General features: G+C 70.3%; 1 protein-coding gene (cut by a window edge). It reads left to right on the top strand.

The features are described from left to right. Nucleotides 1-21,830, top strand: partial view of a non-ribosomal peptide synthase/polyketide synthase gene (locus BR31_RS27595; protein WP_269321308.1) — the 3' portion only. The gene continues 5,629 nt to the left of window position 1, outside the view; 21,830 of the gene's 27,459 nt are visible here — the last part of the coding sequence; its start codon lies off the left edge, out of view; its stop codon occupies nt 21,828-21,830.

Genomic DNA, 21,830 nt, shown 5'->3' with positions numbered 1-21,830 from the left:
ACCACCACATCGGGCTCGGTGACATCCAGGCGGCAGTCGGAGTGGGCGAGCTGTTCGACACCCTGACGGTTTTCGAGTCGTACCCGATGGACAAGTCCGGGTTCGACGAGAACACCGACATCGGCGGAATGCGGGTGCTCGATCTCGATGCGCAGGACGCGACCCACTTCGCACTCACGTTGACCTCGATCCTCGACCCGCAGCTGCGCCTGAGCCTGCGGTTCGCACCGCAGTCCTTCGACCGGGCCGAGGCGACGGTGCTCGTCGACCGGTTGGTTCGGATCCTCGAGACCATGACGACCCGGCCCGGCCTCGCGGTCGGGGAGATCGACCTGTTCGCCGAGGGTGAGCGGGAGCGGATGCTCGGGTGGTCGCGCGGCGACCGGGTGGCCGCCGAACAGTCTTCTCCGGTGGCCTTGTTCGCGGCGCAGGCGCACCATCGCCCCGACCACGCCGCGGTGGTCGCAGGCGACCGGTCGGTGACCTACGCAGAACTCGACGACCGTTCGACGGCGGTGTCTCTCGAACTGACGGGGCTCGGCATCGGTGCTGACGACGTGGTGGCGCTGCTGCTGCCGCGGTCGGTGGAGTGGGTCGTGGCGATGCTGGCGGTCTGGAAGGCCGGCGCGGCGTACGCGCCGATCGATCCGACCTACCCGGCGGAGCGGATCGAGTCGATCCTCACCGACACCGGCGCGCGGTGCGCGCTGACCGAGTCGGCCAGGGAACTGCCGGTCTCGGTCGTGGCGATGGACTCCTTCGCGGAGACCGAGCCGGTTGCAGACCGTCCGGCCGACCGGTGGCGTGAGCCGGGGGCCGGGCAGCGGTTGGGCTACGTCATCTCCACCTCGGGGTCGACGGGCAAGCCGAAGCCGACGCTGGTGCCGATGGCGGGCGTCCTCAACACCGCCGAGTGGTACCGCGGTGAGATCCGGTTGGAGCCGGGTGACGGTGCGCTGGTGGCGAATTCGCCGGTGTTCGACCAGACGCAGAAGAACGTGTGGGCGGCCCTGACCGACGGGCGCACGATCCACCTGGCGGCGGACGGCTTCGACCCGTGGGACATCTTGCGGATCGTCGGCAACGGTGGTGTGGCGCTGGCGAACATGTCGCCGAGCGCGTTCGAGGCGGTCGTGGACAGCGACGTCGACGGCGTCCTGTCCGGGCTCGACATGGTCGTTCTCGGTGGCGAGTCGATCCGGGTCGGCAAGATTGCGGCGCTGATGAGTTCCGGGCTGCACGTGGTCAACAGCTACGGTCCGACGGAAGCCTCGGACGTGGTCTCGAGCCACGCGGCGTCCGCCTCGGACCTCGCCGGCGTGCCGATCGGCTCGCCGATCGCGAACCTGGACCTGTTCGTGCTCGACAGCCGGATGCGGCTCGTCCCTGCGGGCGTCGTGGGTGAGCTCTACGTCGGCGGTGTCGGTGTCGGCCGTGGCTACGGCGGGCGATTCGGCCTGACGGCGGACCGATTCGTCGCGAACCCGTTCGGGGATGCGGGCGCTCGGATGTACCGCACCGGGGACCTGGTGCGCTGGAACGGCGACGGCAACCTGGAATACATCGGCCGCTCGGACTTCCAGGTGAAGCTTCGGGGTCAGCGCATCGAGCTCGGCGAGATCGAGTCCGCGCTCACCGCGGCCAACGAGGTCGGTCAGGCAGTGGTCACCCTGCGTGGGGGTGAGGGCGGCGAGTTCCTCGCCGGTTACGTGGTGCCCGCACCGGGCGCCGAGATCGACCGGACGGCAGTCCTCGAGGCCGTCGGGCGTGACCTGCCGGGCTACATGGTGCCGTCGGTGCTGGTCGTACTCGACGAACTCCCGCTGAACGCCAACGGCAAGTTGGACCGGAAGGCGCTGCCGGAACCCGAGTTCGCGGGCGCGGAGTTCGTCGCCCCCGCGACGGCCACCGAAATCGTGGTCGCGCGGATCTGTGCTGAGCTGCTCGGGAAGCCTCGGGTCGGCGCGTCCGACAACTTCTTCGACCTCGGCGGCAACTCGTTGCTCGCGACCCGACTGCTCGCCCGCCTCGACGCGGAACTCGGCGTGCGGGTCGGTGTGCGCGAGTTGTTCGAGTCGCCGACGGTGGCGGGGCTCGCCGCGACGCTCGACGGCGCCGTGGGAACGGGGACAAGGCGACCGCTGGTCCGGGTCGAGCGTCCCGGACGGATCCCGTTGTCACCGGCTCAGTCTCGGATGTGGTTCCTCAACCAGTTCGACACCGCCTCCGGCGCGTACAACGTCGCGGTCGCGCTGCGGTTGAGCGGCACCCTCGACATCGAGGCGCTGCGGGCGGCGGTCGCGGACGTGATGGGCAGGCACGAGTCGCTGCGCACCCGCTACCCGGATTCGGTCGACGGCCCCAGCCAGGTGATCCTGGCCGCCGGCGACACCGACGTCGAGCTGCCGGTCGCTGCGGTGGCGTCGGCCGAACTCGCGGATCGACTCCTCGCGGAGATGGCGGTCGGGTTCGACGTCACCACCGCGCCGCCGGTGCGGCTGCGCCTGTTCCGGGTTGCGGCCGACGAACACGTGCTCTCGATGGTGGTGCACCACATCAGCATCGACGCCTGGTCGATGCAGGCCCTTGCACGTGACGTGATGGTCGCCTTCGGTGCCCGCGCGCACGGCATCGAGCCGGGGTGGGAGCAGCTGGAGGTCCAGTACGCGGACTACTCGCTGTGGAAGCAGGAGATCCTCGGATCGGAATCGGACCCGCAGTCGCTGGTCGCGCGCCAGCTCGGGTACTGGTCGCAGCGACTGGCGGGCATGCCGGACCTGCTGGCGCTGCCACACGACCACCGCCGTCCCCCGACTCCGAGCTACCGGGGCGCCGCGGTGCCCTTCACCATCGACGCCGACGTCTACCACGGGGTCAGGGAGATCGCGCGGCACGCCAACGCCACACCGTTCATGGTGCTGCACGCGGCGCTGGCGGTGTTGCTCGCCAGGTTGAGCGAGTCCACCGACATCGCCATCGGCACCCCGGTCGCAGGCCGCGGCGAGTCCGCACTCGACGACGTGGTCGGCATGTTCGTCAACACCCTGGTGCTGCGAACCGAAGTGAGCGGGGCGCGCTCGTTCGACCAGCTGGTCGGTGAGGTCCGCGCGGTCGACCTCGCCGCGTTCGGGCATGCGGACGTGGCGTTCGAGCGGCTCGTGGAGGTCGCAGCACCGGCTCGGTCCACCGCGCACCATCCGCTGTTCCAGGTGGTGTTTGCGTTCGAGGACCTGCCGGTCGACGGGTTCGCCCTGCCCGGACTGCAGATCGGCCGCGAACCCCTCGACTTCGGTGTGGCCAAGTTCGACCTGCAGCTGACGGTGAGCGAGCTGGTGGACGCCGAGGGAGCGGCCGCCGAATTCGTCTATGCCACTGACCTGTTCGACGAGCAGACGGTGGTCGGGTTCGCCAACCGCTTCCTGCGGATCCTCACCGCCGCGGTGCGCACTCCCGCGGCGCCGGTCGGGGACATCGAGATCCTCGACGCGGCCGAGCGGGTGTCGTTGCTGGCGCTGGGCGGCGCGCCGTCGCGCCCCGAGCTCCCCGCGTCGACCCTGGCGTCGCTGCTGGCCGAAGCCGTGACGGCCAATCCCGACGGGCCCGCGCTGGTGTTCGAGGGGACAGCTCTGTCCTACGCCGAGCTGGACGCGCGCTCGAATCGCGTTGCGCGCGAACTGATCGGCATGGGGGTCGGACCCGAGTCCTGCGTCGCCGTGGCCCTGGAACGGTCCACGGAGTCCGTCACGGCGGTGTGGGCGGTGGCGAAGACGGGCGCCGCGTTCCTCCCGGTGGATCCGACGTATCCGACCGAGCGGATCGAGCACATGCTCTCCGATTCGGGTGCACTGGTCGGCGTGACCGTCGGGCGGAACCGTCCCGCGCTGAGCGATTCGGTGGACTGGTTGGCGCTCGACGACACGGCAGCGATCGACCGCATCGAGGCCAGGGCGTCGGACTCGATCGCCGCCGGTGACCGGCTGGGCGTGCTGCGGCCGGAGAACCCGGCGTACGTCATCTACACCTCCGGGTCCACGGGTGTCCCGAAGGGCGTCGTGGTCAGCCACGCAGGCCTGCGCGCCTTCGCCGACGATCAGCGCGGCCGGTACGGAGTGCGGACCGATTCCCGGACACTGCATTTCGCCTCGCCGAGTTTCGACGCGTCAATCCTGGAGCTGATGCTCGCGGTGGGCGGCGCGGCGACGATGGTGGTGGCGCCGACTCATATCTACGGCGGCAACGCGTTCGCTGAGCTGCTGCGTGACGAGCGGGTGACGCATGCGTTCGTGACCCCCGCGGCCCTGGCCACCGTTGACCCGACCGGGCTCGAGCACCTCGAGGTCGTCGTCGTCGGCGGCGACGCCTGCGAGGCCTCGCTGGTCGAGCGCTGGGCACCGGGCCGGCGGATGTTCAATGCGTACGGGCCGACCGAATCGACCGTGGTGGCTGTGCACTCGGATCCGATGACGCCGGGTGAACCGGTGGCGCTCGGTCGTCCCGTTGTGGGCACCGACGCGGTGGTGCTGGACGCTCGCCTCCACCCGGTGCCGGTCGGCGTCGCGGGAGAGCTCTATCTGTCGGGCGCCGGGCTGGCGCGCGGCTACCACGCACGGCTGCCGCTGACCGCGGAGCGGTTCGTCGCCGACCCGTTCGGCGGCGCGGGATCGCGCCTGTACCGGACCGGTGACCTGGTGCGATGGACGCGGCAGGGGACCCTCGAGTACCTGGGCCGCACCGATGCCCAGGTGAAGATCCGTGGCCACCGGATCGAGCTGGGTGAGATCGACGCCGTGCTGTCCGCCCACCCGGACGTCGATTTCGCTGTGACTGTCGGGTTCGACGGTCCGGGTGGCGTGCGGTCGTTGGTGGCATATGTGTTGCCGCGGGCGGGCGCCCCGGCCGACGTCGCCGGGATGGTGGCGCACACCAGGGAGCGGCTGCCGGAGTACATGGTGCCCGCATCGGTGACCGTGCTGAGCAAGGTGCCGCTGACGCCGGGCGGAAAGGTGGACCGGAAGGCGCTTCCGCAGCCCGTTTTCGCCGTCCGCGAGTACCAGCCACCGCGCACGGCGAGCGAACAACTCGTGGCCGATGTCTTCGCCGACGTGCTCGGTCTCGAGCGGGTCGGTGCCGACGACGACTTCTTCGCATTGGGCGGCAACTCGCTCAGCGCCACTCAGGTGGTCGCCCGGCTCAACGCGACCGCGGGCACCGGTCTCCGCGTCCGCGAGATCTTCGGCAGCTCGACCGTGGCCGACCTCGCGGTCCTGGTCGATGCCCACGAGGCATCGGACCGGATCGCGTTGTCGGCGTGGGAGCGGCCGGAGACGATCCCGCTGTCGCTGGCGCAGCAGCGGATGTGGTTCCTCAACCGCTACGACCCCGCCGCCGCGGTCTACAACATTCCGCTTGCCGTGCGACTGACCGGTGCGCTCGACACGGTGGCCCTCGCGGCCGCGGTGCACGACGTCATCGCCCGGCACGAGTCCCTGCGCACGATGTTCCCGGACTCCGAGGACGGTCCGCGGCAGTCGATCCTGTCGACGGCCGAGGTGACGATCCCGCTCACCCCGGTCGAGGTCGACGGAGAGGACGCGCTGCGGGCCGCGATCGCCGAGCTGGTGTCCGTCGGATTCGACGTGACCGCCGCGGTTCCGTTGCGCGGCGGCATCTTCCGGATCGATCCCGAGGACCACGTCCTGGTGCTGGTGGTCCATCACATCAGCGCCGACGGGTTCTCGACGCTGCCGCTGGCCAGGGACCTGCTCACCGCCTACACGGCCCGTACCCGCGCCGAGGGCCCGGACTGGGCGCCGCTGCCGGTCCAGTACGCGGATTATGCGCTGTGGCAGCGGGAGGTGCTCGGCTCGGAGGACGATCCGGGTTCGCTGGCGTCGGTGCAGCTCGGGTACTGGGCGGACCGGCTGGCCGGCGTGCCTGCCGTGCTCGAGTTGCCCGCCGACCGCCCCCGTCCGGCGGTGGCCTCGTACCGGGGCGCTCGGGTGGACTTCGAGCTCGACCCGGACCTGACCGTGGGCCTGCGCGAGCTCGCCCTCGAGCAGGGCGCCACGCTGTTCATGGTCTTGCACACGGCGTTGTCGGTGCAGTTGGCTCGGCTGAGCGGGTCAACCGACATCACCGTTGGCAGCCCGATCGCCGGCCGCGGCGAGGCCGCGCTCGACGACGTGGTCGGCATGTTCGTCAACACGCTGGTGCTGCGGACCGAGGTGGATCCGGCGCTCACCTTCGCGGATCTGCTGGCCCGTACCCGCGCCATCGATCTCGCCGCGTACTCGCACGCCGACGTGCCGTTCGAGCGTGTCGTGGAGGTCGCGAACCCGCCTCGGTCGCAGGCCTACTCGCCGCTGTTCCAGGTCGCGCTGTCGCTGCAGAGTCAGGGCGTCGGCTCGCTCGAACTGCCGGGCGTGCGGGTCGCGATGCTCGACCCGGGGATCGACGTCGCGAAGGTCGATCTGGAACTGACCTTCCGCGAGAGCGACGAGGGCATGTCGGGCTCGCTGACCTACGCGGCGGATCTGTTCGGTGCAGGCACCGCGCGTGGGTTCGTCGACCGGCTGGTGCGAGTACTGGGCGCGGTCGTCGCCGACCCGTCGACAGTGGTCGGCGAGGTCGACCTGTTCGACGGAACCGAGCGGGCGCTGCTCGCCGAGCGCGCCGTCGCGGCGCCGCTGCCGACCCGGCTGCTGCCCGAGATCCTCACCGCGGGAGCTGCCCTGGATCCGGCGGCGACCGCGCTGTCCGCGTCCGGCACCGAGATGTCCTATGCCGAACTCGATGCGACGTCGAACCGGCTGGCGCGGCTGCTCATCTCGCGGGGCGTCGGACCGGAGACCTTCGTTGCGCTGGCGTTCCCTCGGTCTGCCGAATCGGTCGTCGCGATGTGGGCGGTCGCCAAGACCGGTGCGGCGTTCGTGCCGGTGGACCCGGCGCTGCCGACGGCTCGAATCGAGCACATTCTCACCGATTCCGGTGCGGCGCTGGGATTGACGGTGGGTGTGGTTCGGGAGGGGCTGCCCGGCACGACCGCGTGGATCGAGCTCGACGGTGGGGCGGCCGCGGGGCTGCCGGACGCCGCGGTCACCGATCGGGACCGGATGGCGCCGGTCTCCGCGTCCAACGTGGCGTACATGATCTACACCTCCGGTTCGACGGGTATGCCGAAGGGCGTCGAGGTGACCCACACCGGGCTCACCGCGTTCTGCGCGGACACCCGCACCGAACTCGGGCTCACTCGCGAGTCCAGGGTGCTGCGACTCTCGTCCGCCAGCTTCGACGCGTCGGTGTTCGAGATGCTTGCCGCGTTCAGCGCAGGCGCGGCGATGGTGATCACCCCGCCCGCGGTCGTCGGCGGCGACGAACTGGCGGCCCTGCTGCGCGATACGCGGGTCAGCCATGTCCTCACCGCGCCCGCGGTGCTGGGAACGCTGGACACGCGGGACCTGTCCGCCCTCCGCGCCGTGATGGTCGGCGGCGACGTGTGCCCACCCGAGCTGGTGGCCCGGCTCGCGCCGGGGCGTCGCTTCTTCAACAGCTACGGCCCGACCGAGACCACGATCGTCATCACCGTCACCGAGTCCCTGGCGATCGGTGACCGGATCACCATCGGAGCCCCGATCGGGGGCGCGGGTGCGGCGGTGCTCGACGCCCGGTTGCGTCCGGTGCCGGTTGGCGTGGTGGGTGAGCTCTATCTGTCGGGCGCCGGTCTGGCCCGCGGCTACCACGACCGCGCCGGACTGACCGCGGGTCGCTTCGTGGCAAACCCGCACGGGGCGGCCGGAAGTCGGATGTACGCCACCGGTGACCTGGTGCGCTGGACATCCGACGGCCAGCTCGACTTCGTCGGTCGCGCGGACTCCCAGGTCAAGCTGCGCGGTCTGCGGATCGAGCTCGGTGAGATCGAGGCGGCCCTGGCGGGCTGCGAGGGCGTGTCCCAGGCCGTCGTGGTGCTGCACCACGACCCGCACACGGGGGACCGGCTGCTCGGCTACGCCGTCGGCGAGGGCGTTTCCGCGCTCGATCCGCAGTCGCTGCGCGACGAGCTGGCCGGCTCGTTGCCCTCGTACATGGTGCCGGCGCAGGTGCTCGTCCTCGACGCGCTGCCGGTCACCGTCAACGGCAAGCTGGACCGGAAGGCCCTGCCGGTGCCGGAGTTTCAGGCACGCGAGTTCCGCGCGCCGTCGACCCCGATCGAGGAGATCGTGGCCGGGGTGTTCGCCGAGGTGCTCGGTGTGGACCGGATGGGCGTGGACGACGACTTCTTCGCCCTTGGTGGCAACTCGCTCGTCGCGACACAGGTGGTCTCGCGGCTCGGTGCGGCGCTGGATGCGCAGGTTCCGGTGCGGGCGCTGTTCGAGGCGTCGTCGGTGGCGGCGCTGGCGGTTGCCCTCGAACAGCACGCGGGTTCCGGTGGCCGTCGCGCGCTGGTGGCCGGTCCTCGTCCCGAGCGGATCCCGTTGTCGCTGGCGCAGCAGCGGATGTGGTTCCTCAACCAGTTCGATCCGGAGTCGGCGGCGTACAACGTCCCGATCGCGCTGCGCCTGACCGGCACGTTGGACACCGCGGCCCTGCGGGCCGCGCTCGGCGACGTGTTCGACCGGCACGAGTCGCTGCGCACCGTCTTCCCCGGATCGGACGACGGCCCGCAGCAGCGGATCCTCAGTGCGGCCGAGGCCGGACTCGATCTCGACGGTCGCCCGCTCACCCCGGATGCGCTGATCCCGGCGCTGGCCGAGATCGCCTCGGCCGGATTCGACGTCACGACCGGTGTTCCGGTGCGGGCGAGACTGTTCGAGCTCTCCGAGACCGACCACGTCCTCGTGGTCGTCGTGCACCACATCGCCGCGGACGGTTTCTCGGCGGGTCCGCTCGCACGGGACGTGATGGTCGCCTACTCGGCCCGCAGTCTCGGTGCGGCACCGACCTGGGCGCCCTTGTCGGTGCAGTACGCGGACTTCGCGCTCTGGCAGCGTGAGGTGCTCGGGTCCGAGGACGATGCGACCTCATTGATCGCCGGTCAGCTCGCCCACTGGCGGGCTGCACTGGACGGGGTGCCGGATCAGCTGAACCTGCCGACGGACCGACCCCGGCCCGCCGTCGCGTCGTACCGCGGTGCGCGCCACCGTTTCACCGTCGACGCCGACCTGCAGCATGCGCTGAACCGCGTGGCACGGGAAAACAACGTCACGCTGTTCATGGTCGTGCACGCGGCCCTGGCGGCCGTGCTCTCGCGACTGTCGGGCAGCGACGACATCGCTATCGGCACCCCGGTGGCCGGTCGTGGCGACGCGTTGCTCGACGATCTGGTGGGCATGTTCGTCAACACCCTGGTGCTGCGGACCGAACTGGATCAGGCGGAGTCCCTCGCGGACCTGCTGGCGCGGGCCAGGGAGACCGACCTACAGGCCTTCGGGCACGCCGACGTCCCCTTCGAGCGCCTGGTCGAGGTGCTGAACCCGGCCCGCTCGCAGTCCCGGCACCCGCTGTTCCAGGTGATGCTGGTGTTCCAGAACTTCGCGCGGACCACCTTCGAGCTGCCGGGTCTGACGGTTTCGGCCGTCGACCACGACGCGGCGGCGGCGAAGGTCGACCTGCAGCTGACGATATCGGAGGGCGAGTCGGACGACGGCGGACTGTTCGCCGAGTTCGAGTACGCGAGAGACCTTTTCGACGAGGCGACGATCGTGTCGTTCGCCGAGCGGTTCCGGCGGATGCTGGCCGCGCTCGGCGGGGACCTGTCCGTCGCGCTGGGCGACGTCGCGATCGTCGACCGGGCGGAGAACGCCAAGGTGCTCGGGTGGTCGCGGGGCCACCGGACCGAGGCTGCGGATCTCTCGCCGGTCTCGCTGTTCGGCGACTGGGCGGAGCGGCAGCCCGACGCGACGGCCGTCACCGCCGGTGATGAGTCGGTGACCTATGCGGAGCTCGACGCCCGTTCGAGGGCGTTGTCCGTCGAGCTGACCCGGCTGGGTGTCGGTGCCGACGACGTGGTGGCGTTGCTGCTGCCGCGGTCGGTGGAGTGGGTTGTGGCGATGCTGGCGGTCTGGAAGGCCGGGGCTGCGTACGCGCCGATCGACCCGACGTACCCCGCCGACCGGATCGAGTCGATCCTCGCGGACACGGGCGCCCGGATTGTGATGAGCGAGACGGCACGCGAACTGGCCGCGACGGTTGTCGCGATGGACGGGTTCGACGGAGCCGAATCGGCGGCGCCGCGTCCGGCCGACCGGTGGCGTGAGCCGGGGGCCGGGCAGCGGTTGGGCTACGTCATCTCCACTTCGGGGTCGACGGGCAAGCCGAAGCCGACACTGGTGCCGATGGCGGGCATCGAGAACACCCTCGCGTGGTACCGGCGGGAGCTGCCGGCCGAGGGCGGACTGCTGATCGCGTCGTCGCCGAGCTTCGACCTGACCCAGAAGAACGTCTGGGCGGCGCTGACCGACGGGCGCACGATCCATCTCGCGGCGGACGGCTTCGACCCGCGGGACATCTTGCGGATCGTCGGCAACGGTGGTGTGGCGCTGGCGAACATGTCGCCGAGCGCCTTCGAGGCGGTCGTGGACAGCGACATCGACGGCGCCCTGACCGCGCTCGAGGTGGTCTTCCTCGGGGGCGAGCCGATCCGGGTGGGCAAGCTCGCCGGCCTGATGAGTTCCGGTCTGCGGGTGGTCAACAGCTACGGTCCGACGGAGGCGTCGGACGTGGTCTCGTTCTTCGACGCGTCGGTCTCGGACGTGGCGGGGGTGCCGATCGGGCATCCGATCGCGAACCTCGACCTGTTCGTTCTCGACCGCCGGCTGCGGCCGGTCCCGGCGGGGGTGGAGGGCGAACTCTACGTCGGCGGCGTCGGCGTCGGCCGCGGCTACGGTGGCCGGTTCGACCTGACCGCGGACCGGTTCGTGGCCAACCCGTTCGGTGATTCCGGTGAGCGGATGTACCGCACCGGGGACCTGGTGCGGTGGACGGGCCGCGGGGAGCTCGAGTACATCGGGCGATCCGACTTCCAGGTCAAGCTGCGTGGCCAGCGGATCGAGCTCGGTGAGATCGAAGCCGCACTGCTCGAACACGATTCGGTCGGGCAGGCCGTTGTCACGCTCCACCACGACGCGCATCTGGGCGACCGGCTGGTCGGCTACGTGGTGGCGGCGCCGGGTGCGGCTGTGTCGGTCGCGGATCTGCGGTCGGCACTGGCGCAGCGACTGCCCGCCTACATGGTGCCGTCGGCGGTGATGGTGCTCGGTGCGTTGCCGCTCAGCGCCAACGGCAAGGTGGCTCGGAAGGCCTTGCCTGCGCCGGAGTTCGAGGTCGCGGTGTACCGGGCGCCGTCGACGCCGATAGAGGAGATCGTCGCCGGTGTGTTCGGTGACGTCCTCGGCGTCGCGAGGGTCGGTGCGGACGACGACTTCTTCGAGCTGGGCGGGAACTCGCTGCTCGCGACGCAGGTGGTCTCGCGATTGGGCGCGGCGCTGGACGCGAAGGTTCCGGTGCGGGTGCTGTTCGAAACGTCGTCGGTTGCCGCGTTGGCGGTCGCCCTCGAACAGCATGCGGGTTCGGGTGGGCGCCCGCCGCTGGTGGCGCGTTCGCGTCCGGAGCGGCTCCCGCTGTCGTTCGCGCAGGCTCGGATGTGGTTCCTCAACCAGTTCGACCTGGCCTCGCCTGCGTACAACATTCCCGTTGCGGTGCGGCTGTCCGGGCGGTTGGATGTCGACGCGCTGCGGGCTGCAGTGGGCGACGTGCTCGGTAGGCACGAGTCGTTGCGGACGATGTTCCCCAACTCGGACGAGGGTCCCTACCAGTTGATCCTCGGCCTCGACGATATTCGCCTCGACCTCGAGCGGATGGAGGTGTCGTCGGACGAGTTGACGGCGGCGCTGGTCGGCTTCGCCACGACGGGCTTCGATGTCTCGTCGCAGATTCCGCTGCGGGCGAAGCTGTTCCGGATTTCGGACTCCGAACACGTCTTCGCCTTCGTGGTGCATCACATTTCGTCGGACGGGTTCTCGGCAGGCCCGTTGGCGCGGGACCTCATGGTGGCGTACGCCGCCCGCAGTCTCGGCGACGCGCCTGCCTGGGAACCCTTGGCGGTGCAGTACGCGGACTACGCGCTGTGGCAGCGAGAGGTGCTCGGTGACGAGCGCGATCCGGGGTCGCTGGCGGCCCTGCAGCTCGGGTACTGGTCGGAGCAGTTGGGCGGGGCTCCGGCGCTGCTGGAGTTGCCGACCGACCGTCCGCGCCCGGTGGTGGCGTCGGCACGGGGCGCGCGCACCGACTTCACGCTGGACGGGTCGTTGGTGGACCGGTTGACGGATCTGGCGCGGGAGCGTCAGTCGACGTTGTTCATGGTGTTGCACGCGGCGTTGTCGGTGCAGTTGGCTGCGCTGAGCGGGTCGAGCGACATCGCCGTTGGTAGCCCGATCGCCGGTCGCGGTGAGGCCGCTCTCGACGACGTCGTCGGCATGTTCGTCAACACGTTGGCGCTGCGGGTCGATGTCGATCCGGCACTGACGTTCGCGGATCTGCTGGCCCGGGTCCGGGCGGTGGACCTGGCCGCGTTCAGCCATGCCGACGTGCCGTTCGAGCGGGTCGTCGAGGTGGTCAACCCGCCTCGTTCGCAGGCACATGCGCCGTTGTTCCAGGTGGCGTTGTCGCTGCAGAACCAGGGGTTGGCGTCGTTCGAGCTGCCGGACGTCGAAGTGTCCGCGCTCGACGCCGACGTGTCGATCGCGAAGTTGGACCTGGAGCTCACGTTCCGGGATTCCGCGGACGGGCTGCTGGGGTCGCTGACGTACGCGGCGGACCTGTTCGACGAGTCGACCGCGCGTGGGTTCACCGAGCGGTTCGTCCGACTGCTGGGTGCCCTCGTGGCCGATCCGACCGTGGTCGTCGGCGAGGTGGACCTGCTCGACGAGGCCGAGCGGGCCGCGATCGCCGCCCGCGCGCGCGTGGAGCCGCTGCCGACGCAGCTGCTGCCGGAGATCCTCACCGCAGGGGCGGCGTTGAATCCGGCGACGGTCGCACTGACCGGGTCCGGCACAGAGCTGTCCTATGCGGAGCTCGACGGACGCTCGAATCGCCTGGCGCGGATGCTGATCTCGCGGGGCATCGGGCCGGAGACCTTCGTGGCGCTGGCGTTCCCGCGGTCGGTCGAGTCGGTGGTCGCGATGTGGGCGGTCGCCAAGACCGGCGCGGCGTTCGTCCCTGTGGACCCGGCATTGCCGACGGCTCGGATCGAACACATCCTCACCGATTCCGGTGCGGCGCTGGGGCTGACGATGGCCAGGGTACGAGAACAGCTGCCCGCCACGACCGAGTGGCTCGAGCTCGACGGCGACGTGGCCGAGGGTCTGCCGGACGCCGCGATCACCGACCGGGACCGGACGATGCCGCTGTCCGCGGACAACGTCGCGTACATGATCTACACCTCCGGCTCCACAGGCATGCCGAAGGGCGTGGTGGTCACGCACACCGGGCTGGCCGCGTTCACCGTGGACTCACATCAGGAGCTTGCTGTCACCGCGCGATCACGGGTGCTGCGGCTGGCGTCGGCGAGCTTCGACGCGTCTCTGTTCGAGATGCTGACCTCGTTCAGCGCGGGTGCCACCATGGTGGTCGCGCCGCCGGAGGTCGTCGGCGGAGACGAGCTGGCGGGGCTGGTGCGCGAGGAGCGGGTGACTCACCTGATCAGCGCGCCGGCGGCGATGGGGACCATGCGCGCCGAGGACCTGCCCGACCTGGAGATGGTGGGCGTCGGCGGCGACGTCTGCCCGCCGGAGCTGGTCACGCGGTTGGCGCCGGGCCGGCTGTTCTTCAACGGTTACGGCCCGACCGAGACCACCATCGTCGTCACCAGGACCGGCTCCCTGGCCGCAGGCGACCGCATCACCATCGGTGCACCGATCGCGGGTGTGAGCGCGGTGGTGCTCGACACGCGCCTGCAGCCCGTCGCGCTCGGCGTGGTCGGCGAGCTCTACCTGTCTGGTGCCGGGCTGGCACGCGGCTACCACGACCGCGCCGAGCTGACAGCGAGCAAGTTCGTCGCGAATCCGTTCGGCGAGGCAGGCACCCGGATGTACGCCACCGGCGACCTCGTGCGCTGGATGCCAGGAGGCGAGCTCGACTTCGTCGGTCGCGCCGACTCGCAGGTCAAGCTGCGCGGGCTGCGGATCGAACTCGGCGAGATCGAGTCCGCCCTCCTCGGCTGCGCCGGGGTGGCGCAGGCGGTGGTGACGGTGCACGAAAGCCCGCACACCGGGCAGCGTCTGCTCGGGTACGTCGTCGGGGAGCAGGGGATCGCGGTCGACCCGCAGGAACTGCGCAGCGAACTGTCGGTGTCGTTGCCTGCGTACATGGTGCCTGCGCAGGTGGTCGTGCTCGACGAGCTGCCGGTGATGGTCAACGGGAAGCTCGATCGCAAGGCACTGCCGGTGCCGGACTTCGAGGCCGTCGCGTTCCGGGCGCCGTCGACGCCGATCGAGGAGATCGTGGCCGACGTGTTCGCCGAGGTGCTCGGGGTCGAACGGGTCGGTGCCGACGACGACTTCTTCGCCCTCGGTGGCAACTCGCTGATCGCTACCCAGGTGGTCTCGCGCGTCGGTGCCGCGCTGGACGCACAGGTGCCGGTGCGGGTGCTGTTCGAGGCGTCGACGGTCAGTGCGCTCGCCGTCGCGGCCGAGCGGCACGTGGGTTCCGGCGGGCGGGTGGCGCTGGTCGCCGGTCCGCGACCCGATCGGATCCCGCTCTCGCTGGCGCAGTCCCGGATGTGGTTCATCAACCAGTTCGACACCGCGTCACCGGCATACAACATTCCGCTGGCGATCCGGCTGACGGGAGAGCTCGACGTCGCGGCGTTGCGGGCGGCGATCGGTGACGTGCTGGAACGGCACGAGTCTCTGCGCACCGTGTTCCCCAGCTCGGCTGATGGCCCGTACCAGGTCGTCGTCGGTGTCGGCGAGATCGATTCGGATCTCGACGAGGTCGGAGTGTCCGCGGACGAACTCGCCGCCTCGCTTGTCGGCTTCGTCTCCCGCGGATTCGACGTCTCGACCGAGATCCCGCTGCGCGCCAGGTTGTTCCAGACCGGCGAGGCCGAGCATGTCCTCGCGGTCGTGGTGCACCACATCTCGGCAGACGGCTTCTCCGTCGGACCGTTGGCGCGCGACGTGATGGTGGCGTACGGCGCCCGCGTCGGGGGGCAGGCGCCGACGTGGGCGCCGTTGGCGGTGCAGTACGCGGACTTCGCGCTGTGGCAGCGTGGTGTGCTCGGGTCGGAGGATGATCCGGAGTCGCTGGCGTCGGTCCAGCTCGGCTACTGGGCCGAGCAGTTGGCCGGGGCGCCCGCGGTGCTGGAGTTGCCGACGGACCGTCCGCGTCCGCCCGTGGCGTCGATGCGCGGTGCCAGGACCGAATTCAGCGTCGACGCCGAATTGGTCGGCCGCCTACGGGAGCTCGCGCTGGCGAAGCAGTCCACCCTGTTCATGGTGTTGCACGCGGCGCTGGCCGCGACGCTGTCGCGGCTGAGCGGGACGACGGACATCACCGTCGGAACCCCGATCGCCGGTCGCGGCGAGGCCGAGCTGGACGACCTGGTCGGCATGTTCGTCAACACGCTGGTGCTGCGCACCGAGGTCGACCCCGCGTCGACTTTTGCGGAGTTGCTGGCGCAGACCCGCGCCACCGACCTGGCCGCGTTCGGTCACGCCGACGTGCCGTTCGAGCGGGTCGTCGAGGTGGTGAATCCGCCTCGTTCGCAGGCACATTCGCCGCTGTTCCAGGTGGCGTTGTCGCTGCAGAACCTGGGGGCGACGTCGTTCGAGCTGCCGGGGATCGAGGTCTCGGCCCTCGACACCGAACTCACCGTCGCGAAGGGGGACCTGGAGCTGACCTTCCGCGAGGGCGACCACGGCCTGGTGGGTGCGCTGATGTATGCGGCGGACCTGTTCGACGAGTCGACGGCGCGTGGGTTCACCGAGCGCCTGGTGCGACTGCTCGTCGCGGTCGCGGCCGATCCGGACGCGGTGGTCGGCGAGCTCGACCTGCTGGACGAGGCGGAGCGGACGACGGTCGCCGCCCGCGCGGTCGCAGCAGACCTGCCTGTGCGGTTGCTCCCGGAGATCCTCACCGCCGGCGCGGCCTCGAACCCGGACGCGTCGGCTCTGGTCGCGGGCGACGAGCAGATGTCCTACGCGGAACTCGACGCGTCGTCGAACCGTCTGGCGCGGCTGCTCATCTCGCGGGGTGCCGGACCGGAGACCTTCGTGGCACTGACGTTCCCGCGGTCGGTCGAGTCGGTGCTCGCGATGTGGGCGGTCGCCAAGACGGGTGCGGCGTTCGTGCCGGTGGATCCGGCGTTGCCGACCGCTCGGATCGAGCACATCCTCGCCGACTCCGGCGCGGTGCTCGGCCTGACGGTGGCGCGGTCGCATGCGGCGCTGCCGGGCGGGGTCGAGTGGTTGGTGCTCGACGACGAGGGCCTGCTCGGTGAGCTGGACTCGGCGTCGGACATCCCGGTCACGAACGGGGACCGGACGGTACCGCTGTCCGCGTCGAACGTCGCGTACATGATCTACACGTCGGGATCGACCGGTACGCCGAAGGGCGTGGTGGTCACCCACACGGGGTTGACCCCGTTCTGTGCGGACTCGCGTCCGGAGTTCGCGATCACCGACACGTCACGGGTGCTGCGGATGTCCTCTGCCAGCTTCGACGCGTCGGTGTTCGAGATGATCGTGTCCTTCAGCGCGGGCGCGACGATGGTCGTCGCGCCGCCGGAGATCGTCGGTGGCGACGAACTCGCCGGGCTGTTGCGTGATGCGCGGGTGAGCCATGTGATGAGTGCGCCCGCCGCATTGGCGACGATGCGCTCGGAGGACCTGCCCGCACTGGAGATGGCCGCGGTCGGGGGCGACGTGTGCCCGCCGGAACTGGTGGCCCGACTCGCTCCTGGCCGGTTGTTCTACAACGGTTACGGCCCGACGGAGACCACCATCGTCGTTACCTTGACCGAGTCGCTGGACGTCGGCGACCGCATCACCATCGGTGCGCCCATCCAGGGAGTGGGTGCGGTGGTGCTCGACGCACGGTTGCGTCCGGTTCCGATCGGTGTGGCGGGTGAGCTCTACCTGTCGGGTGCCGGCCTGGCGCGCGGCTATCACGATCGCACCGGATTGACGGCTGCCCGGTTCGTGGCGAATCCGTTCGGTGGCCCCGGTAGCCGGATGTACGCCACCGGCGACGTCGTGCGCTGGACGTCCGACGGTCAACTGGACTTCGTCGGCCGCGCCGATTCGCAGGTGAAGGTTCGCGGCCTGCGGATCGAACTCGGCGAGATCGAGGCGGCCCTGGTGGGCTGCGCGGGCGTCGCACAGGCCGTGGTGACGGTGCACGACGATCCGCACACCGGGCAGCGGTTGCTCGGCTACGTGGTGGGCGACGTGGGCTGTGCGCTCGACCCGCAGGCGTTGCGCGAGGAGCTGAGCGGCTCGTTGCCCTCTTACATGCTGCCTGCGCAGATAGTCGTGCTCGACGCGCTGCCCGTGATGGTGAACGGGAAGCTCGACAAGCGCGCGCTCCCGGTGCCGCAGTTGCAGGCGCGAGAGTTCCGCGCGCCGTCGACACCGATCGAGGAGATCGTCGCGGGGGTGTTCGCCGACGTGCTCGGGACCCCGCGGGTCGGCGCCGACGACGACTTCTTCGCGCTCGGCGGCAACTCGCTGATCGCCACGCAGGTGGTCTCGCGTCTCGGTGCGGCGTTGGATGCGCAGGTGCCGGTCCGGGTGCTGTTCGAGGCGTCGACGGTGAGCGCGCTCGCCGTCGCCGTGGAGCGGCACGCCGGTGCCGGCGGACGCCCACCGCTGGTGGCCGGTCCGCGGCCGGAGCGGATCCCGCTCTCGCATGCGCAGCAACGGATGTGGTTCTTCAACCAGTTCGACACCAGCTCACCGGCATTCAATATTCCGTTCGTGCTGCGGCTGACCGGCGACCTCGACGTCGCGGCACTGCGGGCTGCGATGGCCGACATGGTCGAGCGGCACGAGTCGCTGCGCACGGTCTTCCCGGACTCGGAAGACGGTCCGTACCAGGTGATCCTGCCTGCCGCGGACGTGGTGCCGGAGCTGCTGCCGGAGCGGGTCGACCCGGCCCGGCTGGAGGCGCGGGTGCTCGAAGTGGTCGGCGGCGGGTTCGACGTGACCAGAGCGGTCCCGTTGCGCGCGGCCCTGTTCCAGCTGGACGAGCGCGAGTTCGTCCTCGCCGTCGGCATGCACCACATCTCTGCGGACGGTGGGTCGTTGGCTCCGATGTCGAGGGACATCCTGGTCGCCTACGAGGCCCGACGGATGGGCCTCGAGCCGGCTTGGGCACCGCTGACGGTGCAGTACGCGGACTACGCGCTGTGGCAGCGGCAGATGCTCGGCGACGAACACGACGAAGCAAGCCTGGCCGCCCGGCAGATCGGCTACTGGACGCGGTCCCTGGCCGGGGCCCCGGAGTTGTTGGAACTGCCCACCGACCGACCGCGGCCCGCGGTCGCGTCGAATCGCGGCGGCAACGTGAACTTCACGCTGTCGGCGGATCTTGCGGATCGGATCGATCAGCTGGCGCGCGAACACAACTCCACCTTCTTCATGGTGGCCCATGCGGCGCTCGCTGTGCTGCTGTCGAGGCTCTCCGGCTCCGACGACATCGTGATCGGCGTGCAGGTCGCCGGCCGCGGCGAGGAGGCTCTCGACGACCTGATCGGTATGTTCGGCAACACCCTGGTGATGCGGAACCAGGTCGAGCCGGCCACCACGTTCACCGACTTCCTGGGGCAGGTCCGCACGAACGACCTCGACGGTTTCGCGCATGCCGACATCCAGGTCGAGCAGTTGATTGACGTGCTCAACCCGACCCGGTCGACCGCGTATTCCGCGTTGTTCCAGGTCCTGCTGGTGGTGCAGAACTTCGCTCGCACAGAGTTCGAGATGCCGGGGCTGACCGTCGCGCCGTTCGACGCGGTGGCCGACGCGGCGAAGCTGGACCTCCAGGTGACGCTGTCGACCGAGTTCGACGAACAGATGCAACGCACCGGGATTGCGGGCACGTTCAACTACGCGCGCGACCTGTTCGACGAGTCGACGGTGGTCGGCTTCGTGGACAAGTTCACGGCGATCCTCGAGGCCGTCACGAGCGAGGCCGGGCTGGCCGTCGGTGCGATCGAACTGCGCAGCAACGCCGAACGCGCCGCGTTGGCAAGCTGGAACGCGACCGACGTCGCGGTGCCGGAGATCACGCTCGTCGACGCCTACGCTGCGCAGGTCGAGCGCACCCCCGAGGCCACCGCGCTGATCTTCGGCGACGAGGTGCTGACCTACAGGGAGTTCGACCTCCGGGTGAACCGGCTGGCGCGCTACCTGGTCTCGGTCGGGGTCGGACCGGAGACACTGGTCGGAATCGGGATGTACCGCTCGGTTGAACTGCTGGTCGCCGTGTACGCCGTCCTCGCGGCGGGTGGCGGCTACCTGCCCCTCGACCCGGAGCATCCGGACGAGCGCACCGAGTACGTCGTGGCGGCTGCGAAGCCCGTCGTGGTGCTGTCGCGATCGACGGATGCCGGCGACCTACCGGACTCCGTCGACGTGGTGGAGATCGACGCGCTCGACCTGTCCGGCTTCTCGGACACCGCGGTGACCGATGCGGATCGCCTGCGGCCGTTGCGACCCGCGAACGTCGCGTACACGATGTTCACCTCGGGGTCCACCGGCCGACCGAAGGGCGTGGCCGTGACGCACCACTCGGTGGTGAACCAGATTGCGTGGATGCAGGGTCAGTACCCGCTTGGCCCGTCCGACACCGTGCTGCAGAAGGCGCCCGTCACCTTCGACGTGTCGGTGTGGGAGCTGTTCATGCCCCTGCAGGTGGGTGCCCGCACCGTGATCGCGAAGCCGGGTGGGCATCGCGATCCCGAGTACCTGGTGGCCGTCGCCGAGGAATTGTCGGTGACGATCATGGAGTTCGTGCCGTCGATGCTGGACGTCTTCCTGGCCGATCCGCAGCTGCAGCTGCCGTCGTCGCTGCGGTACGTCCTCGCCGGTGGCGAGGAACTCCCCGCCGACCTGGCCCGGCGTTTCGCGGCCCGCTCCATCGCGGTGCTCGACAACACCTATGGACCCACCGAGGTCACGGTGACCTCGACGGCTCACCGGATCGGGGCCGATGTCGGTGCGGTGGTGCCCATCGGCCGCGGGGTCTGGAACACCCGTGCTCACGTTCTCGACGCGCGTCTGAACGAGGTGTCGGTGGGTGTGCCGGGCGAGCTCTACCTGGCAGGCCTGCAGCTGGCCCGCGGGTACCACGACCGGGCGGACCTGACCGCGGAGCGGTTCGTCGCCGACCCGTTCGGCGGGCCGGGCGAACGGTTGTACCGCACCGGCGACCTGGTCCGCTGGAACCCGAACGGCGAACTGGAGTTCTTGGGCCGCACCGACTTCCAGGTGAAGCTTCGCGGCCTGCGCATCGAGCTCGGCGAGATCGAGACCGCGTTGGCGGCGGACCCGTCGGTGCGGGCGGCAGTGGTGCTCGTGCATGCGGGATCTGCGGGGCAGCAGCTGATCGGCTACGTCGTACCCGAGGGCGATGTCGAGATCGACACCGCGGAGCTCCGCCGCGGGATGTCGACGACCCTGCCGTCGTACATGGTTCCAGAGACGGTCATGGTGCTCGACGAGTTCCCGCTCAGCGCCAACGGCAAGCTCGAGCGTCGGGCGCTCCCGGTGCCGGAGGTGGCGGTGCGCGAGTACCGGGCACCGGTCACGGACGTCGAACGCACGATCGCGGCGGTGTTCGCGGACCTGCTCGGCGTGGAGCGAGTGGGCTTGGACGACAACTTCTTCGAGCTCGGCGGCAACTCGCTGATCGGGATGCGGGTGGTCGGGCGACTGCGGGTCGAACTCGACGCGGTCGTGCAGCTGCCGTGGCTGTTCTCCGACCCCACCCCGGAGGCCCTGGCCCGGCAGGTCGAACACGGCGCCGACGACGTCACCGAGCACGCCTTCGACATGCTGCTGCCGATCCGCGAGCGGGGGACGCTGCCGCCGGTGTTCTGCGTGCACCCGATCATCGGGTTGGCGTGGTGCTACACCGGATTGACTCCCTATGTCGACCCGGCACGGCCGATCTACGGACTGCAGACGCCCGCGGCGCAGGGCGACGGCGAGCTGCCCGGTTCGATCGAGGCTGTCGCGGAGCTCTACCTCCGCGAGATCCGTCGTGTGCAGCCGTCCGGCCCGTACCACCTCCTCGGGTGGTCGCTCGGCGGCACGATCAGCCACGCGATCGCGGTGTTGCTGCAGGAGCAGGGCGAGGTGGTGGAACTGCTGGCCATGCTCGACAGCTTCACCGCGGAGACCCTGCCGACCGCGACCGACGGCGAGGTGACCTTGGCTGAGGTTCTCAGCGGCACGGGCATGGACGGACTGGGCGATCAGCTGGTCTCGGACGTCACCGAGGCCCAAGCGGTCGCCGTGTTCAGCCAGCTCACCGGGCAGAGTGCGGAGCAGGCTGCAGAAGTCGTCGGTCGTCTGCTCGCGGCGGCCGTGCACAACTCCGAGCTGACCGCGGCGTATCGGCCCGAGGTGTTCGACGGCGACGTGCTGTTCTTCACCGCGGCGGGGGACGACCCGAGCGGCGAGCGCGCGGCGACGGGTTGGCAGCGGTATGTCAGCGGCACGGTTCACAACCACGGCGTCGCCAGCACGCACTGGGGCATGACGTCGCCTGCCGCACTGGGCGTCGTCGGACCCGTCCTGAGGGAGCACACCGGCGGGAACCGGGGCCGGTGA

The organism is Rhodococcus sp. UNC363MFTsu5.1 (assembly GCF_000686785.1).
Lineage (GTDB): Bacteria > Actinomycetota > Actinomycetes > Mycobacteriales > Mycobacteriaceae > Rhodococcus_G > Rhodococcus_G maanshanensis.
Note: the sequence above shows the minus strand (reverse complement) of the source record. Positions and strands in the feature narration are given on the sequence as shown.